Here is a 17,886-nt window from a genome sequence, read left to right as displayed (position 1 = left end):
TCGTTCGTGGCCGTTGCTGTCACAGCTCCAGCGGCGGCAGCCCCCGCATTTCTCGGTAGCGCCGCCGCTCCTCGGTCAAGCTGGCCGACCCGTTGGGGCCACCCATGACGACATCAGCGTTGTGATCATCCTGTCCGTCGTCCTCCCACCAGCATTCTTCGCAGAACCCGAAACCCCCGCGGTACTGAAGGGTCGGATGGAAGCAGCATGGGCACGTGTACGGCTGATCGCGAGGCGGTAGCCGGAGGAAGTCTCCGCCCTGTTCCGCCATCACGGACAAGACCCATCGCTTGCGCTCCCGGATCTCCTCGATGCTGAGATGGGTCATATCCGTCATGATGCCGTACGGCTCCGAACATCTGCATCTCAATCGGCAACGCTGTATCTACTCCCGCCCCAGGCTCGGAAAGCTGCCAGAGATCCGCGACTCGCGCCTGGGGTACTGCCCGGCTTGCCTCCTACCGTCTGATGACCACTACCCGCGCACAGGAAATACGGTGGGCCAGGGCTGAGGAACGAAGCCCTGGACCTTCGATCGCCCCCAGCACATACGTTGGCCAGCCATGCAGTGGCGATCGTAGGGCGGCATCTGTGCGGCGGCGCGGCAACCCTGGTCGGCGCGTTCGGCCCGTACGGCGGGGGCGGCGTACGGTGGCCGGCCCGGTGTCCCGCCGCCGTCCGGGACCGGCCCCCAGGCCGCACGCCCGGACGGCGGGCGGGCGGAGGGCCGGAGGTGCGGCGGCGCGCCGCGCCGCCGCTTGATCCCTATGAGGGCAATTCGGCAAGGCTCTTAACTCCGTTGAGGTCGGGGCAATTTTTCCGAGACATGCCGGTTTCAGGTGTATCTTTCGGCATGCCCGTAGGCGATGAACTCGGGATACGAGCTTGGTGCGCTGCCGGGCGAAACGATTGAGGCCTGACCCACGGCCTCTGTAGGGGGACACATCTGAGAGCCTCCGCACATGCGGAGCACCTCTACGAGATCCGGATGGGTGTTCGAATACAAGAATCGGGGAACACTGTAGACATGAGAGAATCTCTTCCAGCCCGCCGCATCTCCCCTAGATCCATAGAAGACGCTACGCTCGCTTTCAGACAGAGCCGCCGCGAGAGGGATAGGGGGCGTCCATGACGATCGCAAGCGAACCCGCTCCTGAGCACGGCACCCAGTTCAAGGGCGAGATCACTGTCGGTTCCCGCATTATCGACGATCTAAGCTCGGGCTTGTATAAGTCGCCAGCGGCCTGCTTGAAAGAGCTCATTAACAACAGCTACGACGCGGATGCAACAATTGTTCGCGTCATGGTAAAGCCTGACGCCGATCGAATCATCATTGAAGATGATGGCGAGGGCATGACGCAGAGCCAATTCGTGAGCCATTTCAGTCGAATCAGCGAGTCGCACAAGCGAGACGATTCCGAGTATACGGCTTCCGGGCGTCCCAAGATCGGCAAAATCGGTATCGGGTTCATCGCAGCCAATGAGCTCTGTGAAGAGATGGAAATCTACTCCACCACGCGCGGCAGTACGGAGCTCTTGCATGTCACCATCGACTTCGAGATGATGCGGCTCCCGCCGGAGCAACGACGACGCGGGGGCGAGAGCGCATACGCTAAAGGCGACTATTACGGCGAAGTGCTGCAAACAGCCCAGGAAGATCACTACACTAAGATATTCCTCAAGCGTGTCCGCGGCGAAGCACGAAATATTTTGGTTGGCGCAGGAAGTCCAACATCACCTATCCGAGAGTCCTCACTATACGGACTGAAGGCTGAGACTGTAACTGCTCGGCTGGCATCTCTGAACTCCTGGTCATCTTTGGATGGCTACAGCCAAACGATGCTGGGCGTCGCGCTGAACGTCCCCGTGCCCTATGCGCCGGCCTGGATACCTGACGAACATCGACCGAGTCTCGCCGAGTTCGAAGAGCAAGCAAAGGCCCTAGCTTTCCAGGTGGAGTATGACGGTACGCCTCTTCTAAAACCTATCGCTCTTCGAGGAGGGGACGAATCCGAGTCGATCGTCCGTATAGTCGAACTCGATGGAGACCATGTCGGCGCACAAGGCTGGATTTACGCTCAAAGAGGTGTCCTTCGGCCGGAGGATTTAAACGGCGTTTTGATCCGCATCCGGAACGCCGCCGTAGGCGAGTACAGCAAGAACTTCCTGGACTTTCCTCACGCAGAGGGAACTTTGTTCCAGCGCTGGATATCTGCAGAGATCTATGCAGACGATCGTTTGGAAGATGCCCTAAACATCGACCGGCGCACCTTGCGTGACACACACCCCGCCTACGTCGAACTGAGAAAGTGGTTTCATAAAGAACTGTCTGACTTCATTCGCGAAGTCCGCAGAGAACTTTACGTGAAACCTTCTGAACAGCGCCAGAAAGAGCGAAATACGGCCGAAGTTACCCGCATCAAGGCTGCAGCTAGCCGCGTGAAAGATACATTGGGTGCCGATGTAGCAAGGAAAATTGAGGATGCTTTCCCAGTAACGCCTCCAGCAGCACCCGCAGATAGCGGTACCACACGCGCTAGAAGAAGCACTAAGGCAGCCGCTCACTCCGTAAACAGGAAGTATTCCGTAAGTGAGGTCTATGAAATCGTTCTAGAAGTAGCAAACGAGACTCTTTCCAAGGAGGCGGCGCAGAAGTTCATCGAAGAGCTCACCAAACGGTTGCGGGGGTAACGTGTCCCCCCCAAGACAAATTGATCATGCGATGTCAGCAGAGCGGCCAGCAAAGTCCACAATACGTGATCTATGGGTAGACGTGGTCCGCAGACGTAAGAGCGGAGTCGGATCGAACATCCCATTCTATGTGACCCTGCCAGGTGCTGCCGGCCTAGACCTGAAGCATCTTATCGACCATGGCTTGATAGCCACTACGGAATCAGGAGCCATAGCGGATAAGGATAATCGACGAGTTATCGCTGTCGAGAAGGATAGCCTGGCTGTGCTGGAACTTCAGCGTAGCTTCCCCGGCCTAAAGATTCTCCAGAGCGACATCTATAGCCGACTTCACGGATCCAGTCCTATTGTGTTTCCAACAGGACAAGGCAAAGATCCTTTCATTGCCGCAGTCATAAATTTGGATTTCAACGACAGCTTTCTTTTTAGGAATGGAGTCTTCCCTATCCTGGAAGCTGTTGTCAAAATTGCGACCCTACAAACGGCTCAGAGCCCTCCATATGACTGGACCCTTCTGCTTACGGTTCAGGGAGAAGTTCGATGGCCGGGCGATACACAACTTGCCGCACAACGTTTTTTGGCGGAGCAGTGCACATTATGTCCTCCTTACGACCAGGGGTGCAAACGGCTATTCGGAGATCCTCTCTATGGAAGAATCAATGCGGAGCCTCCTGTGGCTATGCACATCTGCGAAAGAGTAGACCAACAGCATATTCTGATGGCGTTTGTGCCTGCCCAAATCATTCGTCGGGTGTACACCATGGGGTGGCGAGTTGAGGTAACACACAATCTCCGGTATGGCGGGGAAGCAGGCAACACTGCGCCGATGGCCACGTGGATCATGGACTTTGTGCGGGATCCACGAGCTGCTTCCACTCCTCACACAGTGCTTACGGACGGGCTCGGGACGGTTCTTCAAGGAGCCGGGCGCGTCACTGAAGATGGAGATCTCGTCCTGCTGTAGTGGATCATCCTAGCGAGCTGCTGTTCTATCCAGATGATCTTCTTCTCGGCAGTAGATCTCCCTGTGCGGAAGCCTTATGCTTAGGCAACCACTAGCGGGCGGTGGAGAGGGGTGGCCCAGTGGGGGAAGTACGCGAACTCGATCCGTACTACAGAGTGCATGTAGGGGATGCACGTGACATAGCTGCGACCCTGGGGCCTCTGCCTACCAAAGATCGCCCGCTGATCACTTGCACGATCACCTCGCCGCCGTATGCTGACCTGATTGACTATAAGGCGTCCGGTCAAGTTGGCTGGGGTCAAAGTTATGAAGAATACCTAGCGGACTGTCATCATATTTTTCGAGACATATATAGTAATACCGCCGACGATGGTTCTTTGTGGCTGATTGCCGACACTATTTACGATCAGTCCAAGAAGCCTAGCGCCGTCCGCCCTCTTCCGTTCGACCTTGCCCGCGAGGCTTCACGTGCAGGATGGACTCTGAGGGATGTCATCGTCTGGCAGAAGGATAAGACGCGTCCCTGGTCAGGGCGCGGTCGTCTACGCAACATATTTGAGTATGTACTCTTCTTGGTGAAGTCTGATAAATATAAATACCACTTGCATCGCCTGCGCGAGACGACAGAATTGGCAAAATGGTGGGTGCAGTATCCGGAGCGCTATAATCCGCAAGGAAAGACGCCCACCAACGTCTGGGAGATCCCCATACCCACTCAGGGGACATGGGCCAACTCTGCCGTACAGCATGCGTGCCCTCTGCCGGCGGATCTCGTCGAAAGAATCCTATTCCTCAGCACCGATCCCGGCGATGTCGTTTTCGATCCATTCGCTGGATCAGGAACGGTTGTAGTCGAAGCTGAGCGTCTAGCTCGGCGTGGAATTGGCGTTGAGCTGAATCCAAAGTATGTAGATGCCTATCGAACGATAGTACGGCCTGAAGTGCTCCTAAAACGTGGTGTCGATCAACTAAGCGAGCGGTTGGCTGCCAGCGATGAGATGCAGAAGACGATCCTGCGGCTGAGAGCCGTCAAGTATCCCAAAACGATGTTCAAGCAGTACGTGAAGCGTTTTCCGTCGGGCCCAAAGCCGCGCCTCGCGGTGTCGCTTTTGAGGGATGTTAACCCCGTGGTGCTGCGCAACCCTCACCAATTGATCGATGTGTCGAGCATTTTTCTTCATGACGGGCCAGTGTCAGAACGAGATGAATTGCAACGAGCATTAAAGGAGGTTGCATCGCAGAAGCCACTGACAGGTTTCGGCGTTGACGGCGAGATTCTGGTTGTCTGCTCAGAAGAGCTTCTGAGTCTCGTCGAGTGTTTTGAACTTTTTCTGTACGAGCATGGGCGTACTTGGTCTGCTACACGGCCCATTCTGGCCCCGGAGCTGCTGAGCGTTCCCATCTCTACGAAGCGTGGCGCTTACATCCCCATTGCCGCAAACGTCGCACTCGATGAGCGGCCTCATCGCTTGTATGCCTGATGTGGAGCCACCATTATGGGCTTTGACCTGCGTGGATGATGTAAGGCTTGCTTGTATGGGGCGGCGCGATCGGCCGCAGGCAGTGGGTGAGCTTACGTGTGGAGGCCCATACAGGAGTGCTGATCGACGAGCATTTCCCATCGTGACGAAAGCGGAGCCTTCGATTTCCAGAGATTAGTCGAGTAGATCTGGACGACGGTTCGAGAGGGCCCTCCGTGCAGTCACAAATCGGTCATGAAATTCCATCGCGAGCGCTTCTCGTCGATAGCGTTGCCGTAGGACTCGATCGAGATCTCCAGCCCGATTGACGAGGTCGGTGAGGGATCGCCTGTCAATCTCGAAGGCAGCTAGGCCCTCATCAACAGCCGCGTCGAGATCGCCACGTCGAGCGTGGACAATTCCAAGGTCTATGCGCGCGTCGGCGACTCTCATCGGGGCGTTGGACGTGCCGTCTGGACGGGTGTGCATCTGGATGGTTTCACGGGCGTGTTCTTCAGCACGGTCGTCGTCGGCGAGCCAGGTATAGCAGGTGGCGGCGTAGAAGACCCACTTGGCGTGGTCGAACACAAAGTGGTGATCCGGGTGTTCGGGCATGGGCAAGCTGCCGAGTACTTCGGCTCCGCGCGTCAGTGCGCGGTCGGCTTCGCGGCGGTCGCCGATGCGGGCCAAGCCGCGGGCTTCTTGGAGGGTGAGTTGGACCATGGCGCTGCTGGTGCCGGCCACGGCTTGGCCCATGCGAGCGGCGGTGACGACGTCTTCGTAGCGGCCCTCGACAAGGGCGAACCAGGCGGACATCTCGTGTGCCCAACCCATGAGTTCGCCGTGTCCGACTTGGCGGCCCATCTCGAAGGCGGCGCGTCGGGCGGTTTCGGCCTCTTCTCGCTCGCCCAGGTCGTAGTGGACGCAGCCCAGCAGGGCGGTGAGCCAGCCGGTGATGACGAGCAGTTCGCGATGCTGGGCCAGGGTGAGGCGACCAGCGAGCAGGCGGTTGATCTGTGCCAGGCGCTTTTGGGTGCGGTCGCGTAGCGTGCCTGCGGGTACGACGGGATAGGCGCGGCACAGGAGATCGACGGCCTCGGCAAGGGCCTCCAGGGTTCCGGCTCCCACGTCGGATGCCTGAAGCTGCTGGGCGAGTTCCATGGTGCCGTACAGGTCAGCCTCGGCGTGGAGGGCGTCGGCGGGGATCACGTGGGCCTCAATGAGGCGGCTGCCGGTCTGCTTGGTCTGGGAGAACCCGAGTGCTTCCGGCTCCAGCCCGGTCAGTTGCGTGAGCGCCAATCGGTATGGCGTGCGTGGCCATCGGACTTCGCCGGCTTCCCAGCGGCGTACGCGCTCCTCGTCACACGTCAGCCTTTCGGCGATGCCGATGGGTGTGGCGTTGACCTGGTCGGCCATCTGGGCCCGTGACAGGTGCCTTTCGTTGCGCCAGGCGCGGAGGCGAACGTTCGGGATGTAGTCGGGCATCTTCGGGTCTTCCTCCCGGCTGGGGGCTCGAAAGGGGAAACAAGGGGGCCGATCAGGGGTCCTGCTCGAACGCGGTTGCCGGTGGACTTGTCATCAATCAACCACGGTACGTCACGCGGCCTCCCGCCACAGGGAACGCCGGATGAACGAGGAGATTGGCGACGGTGACCCGGCCAGACGAGACATGCAAGACGTCGCCCTGCCCCACTTGCCGGGGACGCGGGATCAAGCTGCGCAACTCGCGCCGTGCGCTCCTCATCGGCGACGACAGCGGAGATCAGCTTTCGAGTGAGGAGCGGCAGTGTCTCGACTGCCTCGGCGGCGGCCAGGCCGAAGGGAGCGGAAGATGAATTCGATCATGCAGGCGGCTGCGGCCGGCTTTATGCAGGCTCAGGACGAGGGGGACATGCTCGTCCGGCTGCGTGACCGGCTCGTGGCTCTCGGCGTCAATGCCGAGCTGCGCGACAACAACAGTGCGCTCATGGTGCACAAGCCGGAGCCGGGTCTGCCGGTGTGGGTGTTCGTCGGGTACGGCGGGGCCTACTACTCCTGGCAGAACGCCGAGCGACGGCATCCGACCAACGATCCGGCGGGTGCGGCGAACGTCCTGGCCGAGTACATCGCCAGGTGATGACGGGGCGCGGCGGGACAGGCACGGTTCTTCTCGGAGGGGGGTGGAGCCGCTGCTGTGTCTCGTCGCGTCTCTCTCCGGCAGGCAGTCGCAGGGACCGCCACCGCGGCAACCTTCCCAGCCGCCGCTGCGCTGCCTGCCGGATCTGGCGTTCGCGGCTCCGGTGTCGCCAACCGCATGGACAGAGAGTGGCGAGCCGGATACGCTCAAACTTGGTAAAACAACTTGTCGGCTGTTGGACGGTCATGATGTCGCTAGAGTCCGTGCCGCCTAAGTATGCGCAGCTTGTGCAGACTCTCCAGAGGCGCATCGAGTCGGGAGACTACCCACCGGGCACGCTCCTCCCGAGCGAGAACCAGCTCATTCAGGAGTTCAGCGTCTCCCGTCCTACTGTCGTCGCCGCGCTGCGGGTGCTGCGCGAGCAGGGCTGGATCGAGTCGCAGCAGGGCAAGGGCCGGTTCGTGCGCGGGCGGCCGGCGATGGCGTCGATCGAGCAGAAGCGGCCGGGGCAGGCGTACCTGACCAAGCCGGAGACCGACACGGCGGGTGAGATCGTCGAAGTGGGTGCCGTCGCCGCGCCAAATCGCATCGCCATCCTGCTCGGCGTGCAGCCTCAGAGCAAGGTGTTCGTGCGGCGGCGGTTGATCGTGCGTGAGGGTGAGCCGACCGAGCTGGTGGCGTTGTGGTTGCCGTTGGAGCTTTCCGAGGGGACGGATCTGACCAGCGGGGAGCCGTTGCGGCAGGGGTTTCGGGAGCATCTTCATGCGCGCAAGGGCGTGCGTTTCGATCACATCGTGGAGCAGATCACCGCGCGCATGCCCTCGGCCGGGGAGGCCAAGCAGTTGGGCATGCCGAAGAACGTGCCGATCCTGGCGGTCTTCGGTGCGGTGCGTGATGCCTCCGGCCGGCCTTTGGCTGTCGTAGAGGTTCTGCTGCCCGCTGATCGTCATGAGCTGGAAGACGCCTATCCGATCATGTAGAACCACCAGGGCTCCTAGCTGCGCGTCAATAGCAGCGCCAATCCCAGTCCCAGTCATGGGAGTCGTACGCCTCGAGGATGACTCTGCGACCACCAGCGGGATCCTGTTCTCTGAAGTACAAGGAGATTTCTGCTTTCGCCTCGGCTCCAGCGATCGCGGCATGGTCGTAGTGGCGGCGGATCTCCTGCGGCGTGAGTGCTGTCTGCAGCGTGAGGCGGACACGGTAGTCGCAATAGGAGCCGCCGCCTCCCACCAGGTTCTTCCCGAAGACCACATCACGATCCATGGGGAAGATGTCTCGGGTGTTCGGTGGGAGCGGGTAGGCGACCACGCGCTCGTAGAAGGCTTGGAGCCGGGCGTCATCACGCCACACCGGGTTCATGGCCAGGACGAACAATCCTGCCAGCAGGATCACCACGACCCCGGCTGTGACCAACCGCATGGTTCGCACTAGAGCCTCCTGGAATGTCCGGCTGGTTGACCTCGACGACTGTCTATCGGATGGGTGACACGCCCGTCACCTCCTACCTAGCCACTTGACCTAGCAAGTTACGGAGGGTTACGGTCTAGCTACTTGATAGGTCGAGTGCCTGTCATCCAAGAGAGGAAGCTGTTATGGCTCTGCAAGGTCCCATCCCCGTCACCTTCGACATGGTCTTCCCGCACGGCTGCTACGTCGTCGGCGAGGTCGAGCCCGTCAAGGACTTCGACGCCTCGTCCAACGGCCGGTTCGTGCAGGCCCGCGACAAGCAGACCGGTGAGCTGGTCTGGCAGGTCGCGGTCATGGACGGTGACCCGACCCTCAAGCCCGCCCAGAAGACGGTGGCGGTCAAGATCCTCGCGCCGGTCCAGCCGGTGCCCCCGCAGCCGATGCCGGGGCTGCCGTTCACGCCGGTCGAGTTCGACGGCATGTCCGTCACGCCGTACGTCAACGCTGCCAGCCGTCTCGCGTACTCAATCAAGGTCCGCGAGATGCACGCACCCCGCCCGACCGCTCAGCCCACTGCCAAGGCAGGAAAGGACGCCGCCTGATGACCCGACGCCGTACCCCGCGCAACAGCGTGATCCGGCTGACCACCGGGCACGCCGCCCGCACCCTCAACCACCCGTTCCCACGTCGTGAGCCCGTTCTGGCGCTCGACTTCGGCGCCACCTCCGTCCTGGTGACCACCAGTGGGCCGGTCACGGTGGAGGACCTGGAGTTCGCGCGGCAACTCGCCCGAGAGGCATCGCGCTTCGCCCGCTCGCTGGAGCGCAGCTTCTACGGGCTGCCCAACGGCAAGGGGGTCGCGGCGTGACGCTCGGCCCCTACACCTACCTGACCCTGTCCATGAGGCCGGAGTCCGCGCCGCAGGTCGGCGTCTCCTTCCACACGCCGCACCTGAAGGTCCGTGCCGGACTGCTGCTCAGCGACCCGCGCCCGTACCTGGAGTTCAGCTCCCACGAGGCGAACGTGCACATCTCCACCACCGGGGCGGGTCCCGTCACCGACGCCGATCTGGCCACCGCTCGCGAGATCTTCACCGCTGCCGCTCGCTACCTGGCCGACTGCGAGCAGTTGCACGCCGAACAGACGGCCGACGACAAGGACGCCACCGACCCGGCGGTCTGACATGAGGCGGGGCCGCTGGAAGCGGCAACTTCCGGCGGCCCCTCGGTTCTCCCACGACTCCACATCACGAGAGGTTCCCAGCTTATGTTCAAGCGGCTGCCTGGAGACGAGGCGCGCAATCTTGTCTCCACCACGCCCGACACGGCCGTCGTCTTCCGCCCGGCCGTGCTCAAGACACCCGCCCTCGTCACCTTCATCGTCTACGGCTGGCGCTTCCTGGCCGCCCTCGTCCGCACCACCTGGCGTCATCCCGTCGCGGTCGCCATCCCGGTCACCCTTGGCATCATCTGGAACGTCTATGGCTGGCCCGCCGCGGCATCCACGCTCGGCTTCGCCGTGCTGTCCCTGCTCGCCTGGGCCTGCACCGCGCCCGGCTCCTTCGCCCGGCTCGTCGGCTGGCGACTGCTGGCCTGGTGGCGGCTCATGTCGGTTTACCGCCGACACTGGCAGTCCGTCATGGACGTCTCCGGCCTGGCCAAGCGCGTCCACGGACACGTCTACATGCCGCGCCTGCTCCGCGTCACCTGTGACGGCTGGGCCGACCGGGTCACCGTCCGGATGCTCGGCGGCCAGGCGGTCAAGGACTGGACCGACCGCATCGACAACCTCGCCCAAGGCTTCGGCGCGGCCTCCTGCCGCATCGCGCTCCTCAAAGGCGGCAGGCTCCTGATCACCTTCCCACGCACCGACCCACTCGCCGCCCCCATGCCGGCACTGCCCATCCCCGACGAACCAACCGTGGGGCCGGTCGAGATCGGCAGGCAGGAGGACGGCAAGCCACTCCGGCTCAAGGTGCACGGCACTCACGTCCTGATCGCGGGCGCGACCGGGGCAGGCAAGGGCTCCTTCCTCTGGGACACGATCCGCGGACTGCTCCCCGCCATGCGTGCCGGCCGGTGCGAGGTCTGGGCGCTCGATCCCAAGCTGATGGAACTGTCCTTCGGGCGAGAGCTCTTCCAAGGCCGGTACGCCGCCGACCCGGCCGAGTGCGCCGACCTGCTGGACGAGGCGGTCAGCGTCATGCAGAAGCGCGCCACCCGCTTCGCCGGCCTCCAGCGCTCCCACTCCCCCACCGTGGAGGACCCGTTCGTCCTGGTGATCGTCGACGAGGTGGCGTTCCTGACCGCCTACCAGCCCGACCGTCAGCTCCGGCAGCGAACCTCCGCCGCCCTGGCCACGCTCGCCACGCAAGGCCGCTCGGTCGGCGTCGGCGTCATGGCCGCACTTCAGGACCCGCGCAAGGAGGTCATGAACATCCGCAACCTCTTCCCCGACAAGATCGCCCTGCGGCTGGACGAGTCCGAGCAGGTGGACATGGTCCTCGGCGACGGCGCACGCGACCGGGGCGCCCTGGCCGATCACATCTCACCAGTGCCCGAGCTGGGCGCGGGCGTCGCCTACATGCGCCTGGAGACCTCGCCCGAACCGATCCGTGTCCGCGCCGCCTACGTCTCCGACACCGACATCCGCGCCATGGTCGCCTACCACGGGCAGGCCGCATGACTCATGCCCACGACCGCGCCCTTCCTCGGGCCGTCCGCCAGGCCATGCCGATGGCCCGGGATGTGCTCTTGGAGGTCGCCAAGCAGCACGGCGTCTGCATCCGGCCCATCCCGCTCAAGCGCCTCGACACCCACACCGGCACTTGGGAGATCATCGACGTCCCGTGCGGGGCCACCTTCGACAGCAAGTGCCCGCCGTGCGCCAAGCGCAACAAGCAGCTCCGTAAGGCTCAGTGCCGGGAGGGCTGGCACCTCGACGCCGAACCCGTCATCACGCCGAACGAGCCGGACGAGGAACAGCGCTGGCTGGTGGAGTTCCGCGCCGACGTCCACGCCCAGCGTGAAGCCGCCGAGAAGGCCGGCGACGACACTTCCGAGTTGGACGAGCTGATCAGCGGTCTGGACGAGGAGATCAACGCCGCCGGGATGCGCGGCAACGTCCTCGGCCGTACCGCCGCCAAGCGCTCCCGCTCCACCCGGCGGCGGCAGGATGCGCCGGACCTGCCCAAGCGCAAGATGGCTCACACCACCCTGGGACGCACCTTCCACGGCACGGACGGGAAGGTCTACCGGCCGTCGCTGTTCGTGACGCTCACCCTGCCCTCGTACGGCAAGGTTCGTGACGGCATCCCGGTCGACCCGGACGCCTACGACTACCGGCGGGCGGCTCGGGACGCGCTGCACTTCTCCAAGCTCGTGGACCGCTTCGTGCAGAACCTGCGCCGGGTCGCGGGCTATGACGTGCAGTACTTCGCCTCGGTGGAGCCTCAGAAGCGGCTCGCCCCGCACCTGCACATGGCTATTCGCGGCACCCTTCCGCGCGCGGAGATCAAGCAGATAGCCGCTGCCACCTACCACCAGGTCTGGTGGCCACAGGCTGACGAAGTGCGCTTCGACGGTGACCACCTGCCCGTCTGGGACGAGCAGGGCGGCTACCTCGACCCGGCCACCGGGGAGGTTCTGCCCACCTGGGACGAAGCCCTCGACGCGCTGGACGAGGAGGTCGAACCACTGCATGTGATCCGTTTCGGCGAGCAAGTCGATGTCCAAGGCGTCTTGGCCGGCACCCCGGACGCCGACCAGTGCATCCGCTACCTGTCCAAGTACCTCACCAAGTCCCTCGGCGACGCCCTCGACGGCGGCCAGGTTCAACGCGAGCACGCCGACCGCATGCTCGACGCTCTCCGCTACGAACCCTGCTCGCCCACCTGCCCGAACTGGCTCCGCTACGGCGTCCAGCCCAAGGGAGCCAAGTCCGGCATGCAGCCTGGCCGGTGCCGTGGCAAGGCCCACAAGCCCGATCACCTCGGCTACGCCGGGCGCCGTGTCCTGGTCTCGCGCAAGTGGTCCAACAAGACCCTGGCCGAGCATCGGCAGGACCGCCGTACCTGGGTCCTGGAAGCCCTCGGCCAGGCCGACGAGCCCACCGACCCGCACCGCTACATCTGGCGGCCAGTCCCGGCCGGCGACGCCAACGTGCCTCCCCTCGCCGTACGCCTGCTGCGCACCGTGGCCGAACGCCAACGGTGGCGAGCCCACCTCAGAGAGCTGGAGGCCAGAGCAGCCGGTCAAGATCTTTCGGCAACTGAGCCCACCGGGATGGCGGCATGAGCAGACGGGACGAACTTCTCACCGTCGCCCAGGTCCTCGACGAACTCGGCGGGATCTCCCGCCGCACCTTCTACCGCTGGCGCGAGATCGGCAAAGCACCCAAGGGCATCCGCCTGCCCAACGGCGAACTCCGCATCTACCGCAGCGACCTCGAAGCCTGGCTCGAATCCCTCAGGAGCGCCGCATGACAACCTCGTACGACGTGAAGTTCTGGGAGATCCGGCGGAACAAGTCCAGCAAGTCACCCTCCTATGAGGTGCGCTGGAAGGTCGGCGGCTGGCAGAAGTCCAAGACCTACAAGACCAAGGCCCTCGGCGAGAGCTTCCTGACCGACCTACGGCAGGCCGCGAGACGCGGTGAGGCGTTCGATCTGGAGACCGGTCTCCCCGAGTCGATGACCAAGGCCAAGGACGCACGGACGGTCCTCGACTTCGTGAAGGCGTACGTTGAGGCGCGCTGGCCGTACGCGGCTGCCAAGAGCCGAGACAGCATGTCCGACGCCCTGGCGACGGCTCTCCCGGCGCTGACGACGGAGAAGGCCGGACGCCCGGATGCCGCGCTCCTCCGCAAGGCCCTGCGCCACTACGTGCTGCTGCCCGAAGGGAAGCGGCCGGCCATGCCTGCCGACATCGCGCGAGCCGTCCGCTGGCTGGAGGCGGCATCGCTCAACATGACAGACCTCAACGAGACCAAAGCCGTCCGCCCTGCCCTCGATGCCCTCGCGCTCCGCCTCGACGGCCAGCAGGCCGGCGCCAACACGATCAGGCGCAAGCGCGCTGTCCTTCACCACGTTTTCGAGTACGCGGTGGAACTGGAAGAGCTGCCGTCCAACCCGCTGCACCGCATCAAATGGAAGGCCCCGAAGACGACCGAAACCGTGGATCCGCGGGTCGTGGTCAACCCTGGCCAGGCCAGAGAACTGCTCGTGGCGCTCACCTACGTGGGCAAGCGCCAGCGCGACGGAAAGGGGCGGGGCCGACGGTTGATGGCCATGTTCGCCTGCATGTACTTCGCCGCCCTCCGCCCCGGCGAGGCGGTCAGTCTCCGCGAACAGGACTGCCACCTCCCGGCGAACGGCTGGGGACGGCTCACCCTCGACAGCTCACGACCCGAGGTGAACCGCCGATGGACCGACACCGGGGACGCTCACGAGCTGCGCGGTCTCAAGCATCGGGGTGAGGATGACGTCCGCCGGATCCCGATCCCTCCGGAACTGGTGAAGATCCTTCGGCAACACATCGAAGACTTCGGCGTAGCTCCAGACGGGCGGCTGTTCCGCAGTGAACGCGGCGGCGTGGTCGCCTCGACGGCCTACACCGAGGTCTGGCAGGAAGCCCGCACCCTCGCCCTCACACCGGTTCAGGTTGCCTCACCGCTCGCGCGGCGACCGTACGACCTGCGGCATGCGGCCGTCTCGCTCTGGCTCAACGGCGGCGTACCGGCTCCAGAGGTAGCCGCCCGTGCCGGCCACGGGGTGGACGTCCTGCTCAGGGTCTATGCCAAGTGCATCGACGGCCAGGAGGACATCGTCAACCAGCGGATCGCGGACGTGCTCACCGCATGAGATCGCGAACGGCACCACTCGAAGGGCTCCGGTTTCCCCGGGGCCTTTCGGCGTTGCAGGGGCCACGCCATCCCGCGCATACTCCGGATCATGGGCCGCGACCTGGGGAAACGTCCCCGGATCCATCCCGCGTATATCCCGTGACCGCCGACAAACGGCCGCTCAGGGCTGCATCTGGCTGCATACTCCGGAAACGCAGAAGAGGCCCCGAAGGGCCTCTGACCTGCTGTTACGGCTGGTGGCAGGTGCAAGGTTCGAACTTGCGTAGGCTGAGCCGACGGTTTTACAGACCGCTCCCTTTGGCCACTCGGGCAACCTGCCTTGTCTTCCGCTCTCGCGGCGACACACAGAAGGATAGCGGACTTCGGAGGTGTACGTGACACCGGTTTGTCCTGGGGCGGGTTCTCGCGGCGGGTTGCGTCGGACGGGGTGGTGGGGCGGGGGCGGTGGACTGCATGGGGCGGCGATGCTGGCTAGGCTCGGTCGCTGGGTCCGCGTGTACGGGCGTGTCCAGGCTCAGGTGCATCATGCGCGTCGGTGCGCCGGGCACAGGGGTACGTCCGGGTGGTCGGATCCTTAGAGGACTTCGCAGCTGAGAGGGTGGGTGTTGTGGCTGATTCGTCGTTCGACATCGTCAGCAAGATCGACCGGCAGGAGGTCGACAACGCGCTGAACCAGACGGTCAAGGAGATCGGGCACCGGTTCGACTTCAAGGGCACCGGGGCGAGCATCAGTTGGTCCGGGCAGAACAACATCGAGATCAAGGCGAACAGTGAGGAGCGGGCCAACGCGGCGCTGGACGTCTTCAAGGACAAGGTGGTCAAGCGGGGGCTCTCGCTGAAGATCATCGATGCTGGGGAGCCGAAGCTGTCCGGCAAGGAGTACCGGATGATGATCGGGCTCAAGGAGGGCATCGATCAGGAGAACGCGAAGAAGATCTCCAAGTTGATCCGGGATGAGGGGCCGAAGGGGATCAAGGCCCAGATTCAGGGTGAGGAGCTGCGGGTCAGTTCGAAGAAGAAGGATGATCTGCAGGATGTCATCTCACTGCTCAAGGGCAAGGATCTGGACATCGCATTGCAGTTCGTGAACTACCGGTAATGATGCGGCTGGCGCCGGCTGCGGGACGGCACCGAGGCTGAGCGGTGGCGCGGTGAGGGTGGCCGGTTGGGCAGGATGGCGTGCGGTCGTGGGGGTCGTGGGTCATGGAGTTCATCGGTCATGATCCGGCGGTCATGATCCGGCTGTCCTCGGTCAAGGTCCTTGGTGGGCGATCACGGTGTCGGCGGGTCGACACGAGGCATCTCGTCGGGGCGGCGGGGCGGGCGGCGCACGCCCTCCGCCTCGCCATCGCCCACAGAGCCCGCCCGCAGAGCCCGCCCACAGCCCGGCCACAGCCCGCCCACGGCCCCTCTCGCGCCGCACCGGGTCGCCGTAAGCTCCAGGATGTGACGAAGATCCCCCTGCGCCGGTTCACGGCACGTGCCCTCCCCTTCGACGAGCAGGATCGGGTGCTCCTGCTGTACGGGTTCGACCCGGATCGCCCCGACCAACCGTTCTGGTTCACGGTCGGCGGAGCCGTGGAGGACGGCGAGACGGAGGTCGGGGCGGCGGTGCGGGAGTTGTTCGAGGAGGTCGGGATCCGGGCGGACGCCGGCGACCTCCGCGGCCCGTACGGGACCATCACCATCACCTTCGACTGGGGCGGGTACACCATCACCCAGGACCAGACCTTCTACGCGATCCGGGTGGCCGAGGCGGCGTCCGCCGTGTCGTTCGAGCACATGGAGCAGATCGAGAAGGACACCACGACCGCCTACCGGTGGTGGAGCGTGGCGGAGCTGGAGAGCACCGAGGAGAAGTACTTCCCGGAGGACCTGGCGGACATCGTACGAAAGATCATTGCGGCCGGAGAACTCGGGTAGCGCCGGCGATCAGCGCGGTGGCGAGGATCCAGCCGGCGACGATCAGCGTGTACGCCAGCCACTGCGTCCACCCCATCGGGTCGAACGCCTCGCGCTGGCCGAAGGCGGGCAGCGGCAGGAGCAGGTCGAAGGCGTACGCGAACGCGTTGAAATGCGGGCTCTCGTCGGGTTTGATCGCCCGGGGCGGCTGTACGGCGAAGACGGCCGTGCCGATCGCCAGCAGCAGCGTGAACCACATGCCGGCCAGCCAGGGCCGGTAGCCGTAGCCGACGGCGGCGTCGAGCAGCCGGCCCCAGATCCGGCCGCCCAGGCCCTGCGTCCGGCGGCGGGCGCGGAGCTTGGCGAGCTGGGCGCGGCGGGCGAGTGCGTCGTTGCCGTCGCTGAGATACCAGGCGGCGAGCTGCTCGTACGGCTGCGGCCGAAAGCCCTCGGGGTCCCTCGTGACCCATTCGATCCTGCGTTTCACGCCGGAGCCGCGCAGGCGTTCGTAGGTGAGGCCGTTGAGGCGGAGCTTGGCGGGCCAGGTGTCGGGGTCGTCGTGCAGGGTGCCGAGCTTGCTGTGCGCGAGGGTGACGACGCCGTCCACGGGCGCGGTGGGCATGAGGGTCGCCTCGCGGATCTCCATGTGGCTCAGGTGGAGGGCGTAGCGGGTGTCGGGGCTGGTCACGGTGCCGCCCAGGGCGAAGCGGCCGTTGATGCGGGCGCCGCGCAGGCGTACGCAGCCTTCTGCCCGGAAATCGTCGGTCAGGAGCATCACGTCCTCGACCACGACGTTGTCGGCGGCGAGGGCGTCCTTGCCCGGGTTGCGGAGGGTCGCGCCCTCCATGAAGCAGCCGCCGTTCAGCCGGGCGCCCACCAGGCTGACGCCGCCGGTGAAGTCGGAGTTGCGGAAGAACAGGCCGGAGTCGACGACGGTGGCGTTCGCGTAGAGGGCCCATTCGCCGTCGTCGCTGACGATCTTGGTGCCGGAGGCCCACAGGCCGCTCTCGAAGACGGCCCTGGCCGCGCGTACGGTGCCGGTGATGTTCGAGCCGGACAGGCTGAGGTGGCCGGCGACGCGCAGGCCGCTCCCGCCCAGGCCGGGGAAGGTGCAGTCGGTCAGCCGGATGGTGCGGGTGGTGCTGCCCATGAGCTGGAGCGGCTGGTCCAGGTGACAGCCGCTGAGGGCCAGTTCGTACGGGATCGTCCCGCCGAGCAGCGCGAGCTGGCCGGTGATGCGGGCCCCGCGCAGCCGGACCGCCGGGACCGCGCCGGCGGTCGTCTCCCGGGCGCCGAGCAGCAGGGACGCGATGACCTTGGCCCGGATCGTCCGCTCGGCGCCCCAGGTGTCGCCGTCCTTGGGCGCGTTGCCGCCGGGGGGCGTGCCGGGCCTGCTCGGTGTCGCCGGGCCGAGGGCGACGAGCTCGCCGGTCGGAAAGGCGTTCCAGAGGCGGCGTTCGGCCTCGGTTAATCGCGGCATGC

General features: G+C 64.5%; 18 protein-coding genes and 1 tRNA gene. 14 read left to right on the top strand and 5 right to left on the bottom strand.

From position 1 onward, the window contains the following. Positions 1 to 19: 19 nt before the first annotated feature. Positions 20 to 328 (bottom strand): CPCC family cysteine-rich protein, encoded by a 309-nt coding sequence (locus tag BMW85_RS10515; RefSeq protein ID WP_218155722.1) that lies wholly within the window; start codon positions 326 to 328, stop codon positions 20 to 22. 800 nt (positions 329 to 1,128) lie between these two features. On the opposite strand from BMW85_RS10515, the gene BMW85_RS10510 reads away from it, so the two are divergent. The 3 genes from BMW85_RS10510 (at position 1,129) to BMW85_RS10505 (ending at position 5,136) form a co-directional block, all read left to right on the top strand. Next, positions 1,129 to 2,691 (top strand): ATP-binding protein, encoded by a 1,563-nt coding sequence (locus BMW85_RS10510; protein WP_091079917.1) that lies wholly within the window; start codon positions 1,129 to 1,131, stop codon positions 2,689 to 2,691. Positions 2,692 to 2,821: 130 nt separating this feature from the next. Continuing rightward, a complete protein-coding gene (locus tag BMW85_RS48270) occupies positions 2,822 to 3,655 on the top strand; it encodes a hypothetical protein (protein ID WP_143082198.1) in 834 nt (277 codons plus the stop codon). Between the two features lie 119 nt (positions 3,656 to 3,774). Further along, the gene (locus BMW85_RS10505; RefSeq protein ID WP_177240594.1) at positions 3,775 to 5,136 is read left to right on the top strand and encodes a DNA-methyltransferase; all 1,362 of its coding nucleotides are present in this window, start codon (positions 3,775 to 3,777) and stop codon (positions 5,134 to 5,136) included. A gap of 174 nt (positions 5,137 to 5,310) precedes the next feature. Here BMW85_RS10505 and BMW85_RS10500 read toward each other — a convergent pair whose 3' ends face one another. After that, entirely contained in the window at positions 5,311 to 6,600 is a 1,290-nt protein-coding gene (locus BMW85_RS10500; RefSeq protein ID WP_091079912.1) for an NsdA family TPR-like regulatory protein, read from the bottom strand. A 346-nt stretch (positions 6,601 to 6,946) separates the two neighbouring features. Here BMW85_RS10500 and BMW85_RS10495 point away from each other — a divergent pair, with 346 nt between their 5' ends. After that, positions 6,947 to 7,231 carry a hypothetical protein gene (locus BMW85_RS10495; RefSeq protein WP_143082197.1) on the top strand — a complete coding sequence of 95 codons (285 nt, stop codon included), beginning with the start codon at positions 6,947 to 6,949 and terminating at the stop codon, positions 7,229 to 7,231. Positions 7,232 to 7,518: 287 nt separating this feature from the next. Further along, entirely contained in the window at positions 7,519 to 8,211 is a 693-nt protein-coding gene (locus tag BMW85_RS10490) for a GntR family transcriptional regulator (RefSeq protein WP_218155721.1), read from the top strand. Between the two features lie 25 nt (positions 8,212 to 8,236). On the opposite strand, the gene BMW85_RS10485 is transcribed toward BMW85_RS10490, so the two are convergent. Next, positions 8,237 to 8,629: a hypothetical protein gene (locus BMW85_RS10485; RefSeq protein WP_143082196.1), complete on the bottom strand. Its 393-nt coding sequence runs from the start codon at positions 8,627 to 8,629 to the stop codon at positions 8,237 to 8,239. A gap of 197 nt (positions 8,630 to 8,826) precedes the next feature. Between BMW85_RS10485 and BMW85_RS10480 the strand changes: the two genes are divergently transcribed. The 7 genes from BMW85_RS10480 (at position 8,827) to BMW85_RS10450 (ending at position 14,500) form a co-directional block, all read left to right on the top strand. Then, the gene (locus tag BMW85_RS10480; RefSeq protein WP_091079904.1) at positions 8,827 to 9,243 is read left to right on the top strand and encodes a plasmid replication, integration and excision activator; all 417 of its coding nucleotides are present in this window, start codon (positions 8,827 to 8,829) and stop codon (positions 9,241 to 9,243) included. Further along, the gene (locus BMW85_RS10475; RefSeq protein ID WP_091079902.1) at positions 9,243 to 9,509 is read left to right on the top strand and encodes a hypothetical protein; all 267 of its coding nucleotides are present in this window, start codon (positions 9,243 to 9,245) and stop codon (positions 9,507 to 9,509) included. Before BMW85_RS10480 ends, BMW85_RS10475 begins: the two co-directional genes overlap by 1 nt. Further along, positions 9,506 to 9,823: a hypothetical protein gene (locus BMW85_RS10470; RefSeq protein ID WP_091079900.1), complete on the top strand. Its 318-nt coding sequence runs from the start codon at positions 9,506 to 9,508 to the stop codon at positions 9,821 to 9,823. Before BMW85_RS10475 ends, BMW85_RS10470 begins: the two co-directional genes overlap by 4 nt. An 84-nt stretch (positions 9,824 to 9,907) precedes the next feature. Continuing rightward, a complete protein-coding gene (locus BMW85_RS10465) occupies positions 9,908 to 11,326 on the top strand; it encodes an FtsK/SpoIIIE domain-containing protein (protein WP_091079898.1) in 1,419 nt (472 codons plus the stop codon). Then, positions 11,323 to 12,936 carry a replication initiator gene (locus tag BMW85_RS10460; protein WP_091079895.1) on the top strand — a complete coding sequence of 538 codons (1,614 nt, stop codon included), beginning with the start codon at positions 11,323 to 11,325 and terminating at the stop codon, positions 12,934 to 12,936. The genes BMW85_RS10465 and BMW85_RS10460 overlap by 4 nt, the downstream gene beginning before the upstream one ends. Further along, on the top strand, positions 12,933 to 13,124 hold the full coding sequence (locus BMW85_RS10455; protein ID WP_091079894.1) for a helix-turn-helix transcriptional regulator: 192 nt from the start codon (positions 12,933 to 12,935) through the stop codon (positions 13,122 to 13,124). Before BMW85_RS10460 ends, BMW85_RS10455 begins: the two co-directional genes overlap by 4 nt. After that, positions 13,121 to 14,500, top strand: coding sequence for a tyrosine-type recombinase/integrase (locus tag BMW85_RS10450; protein WP_091079892.1), 1,380 nt, complete (start codon positions 13,121 to 13,123; stop codon positions 14,498 to 14,500). The genes BMW85_RS10455 and BMW85_RS10450 overlap by 4 nt, the downstream gene beginning before the upstream one ends. A 236-nt stretch (positions 14,501 to 14,736) precedes the next feature. Here BMW85_RS10450 and BMW85_RS10445 read toward each other — a convergent pair. Further along, positions 14,737 to 14,821: transfer RNA gene (locus BMW85_RS10445), tRNA-Tyr, on the bottom strand. A 279-nt stretch (positions 14,822 to 15,100) separates the two neighbouring features. Between BMW85_RS10445 and BMW85_RS10440 the strand changes: the two genes are divergently transcribed. Together BMW85_RS10440 and BMW85_RS10435 are read left to right on the top strand one after the other, a co-directional pair. Further along, entirely contained in the window at positions 15,101 to 15,601 is a 501-nt protein-coding gene (locus tag BMW85_RS10440; protein ID WP_218155741.1) for a YajQ family cyclic di-GMP-binding protein, read from the top strand. Positions 15,602 to 15,948: 347 nt separating this feature from the next. After that, entirely contained in the window at positions 15,949 to 16,425 is a 477-nt protein-coding gene (locus BMW85_RS10435; protein WP_177240593.1) for an NUDIX hydrolase, read from the top strand. Here BMW85_RS10435 and BMW85_RS10430 read toward each other — a convergent pair. Then, positions 16,400 to 17,884 (bottom strand): hypothetical protein, encoded by a 1,485-nt coding sequence (locus BMW85_RS10430; RefSeq protein WP_245774715.1) that lies wholly within the window; start codon positions 17,882 to 17,884, stop codon positions 16,400 to 16,402. The genes BMW85_RS10435 and BMW85_RS10430 overlap by 26 nt on opposite strands. Positions 17,885 to 17,886: the final 2 nt, after the last annotated feature.

The organism is Nonomuraea wenchangensis (genome assembly GCF_900111685.1).
GTDB lineage: Bacteria > Actinomycetota > Actinomycetes > Streptosporangiales > Streptosporangiaceae > Nonomuraea > Nonomuraea wenchangensis.
The sequence above is the reverse complement of the archived record's forward strand: the minus strand, read 5'-3'. Positions and strand labels throughout refer to the sequence as shown.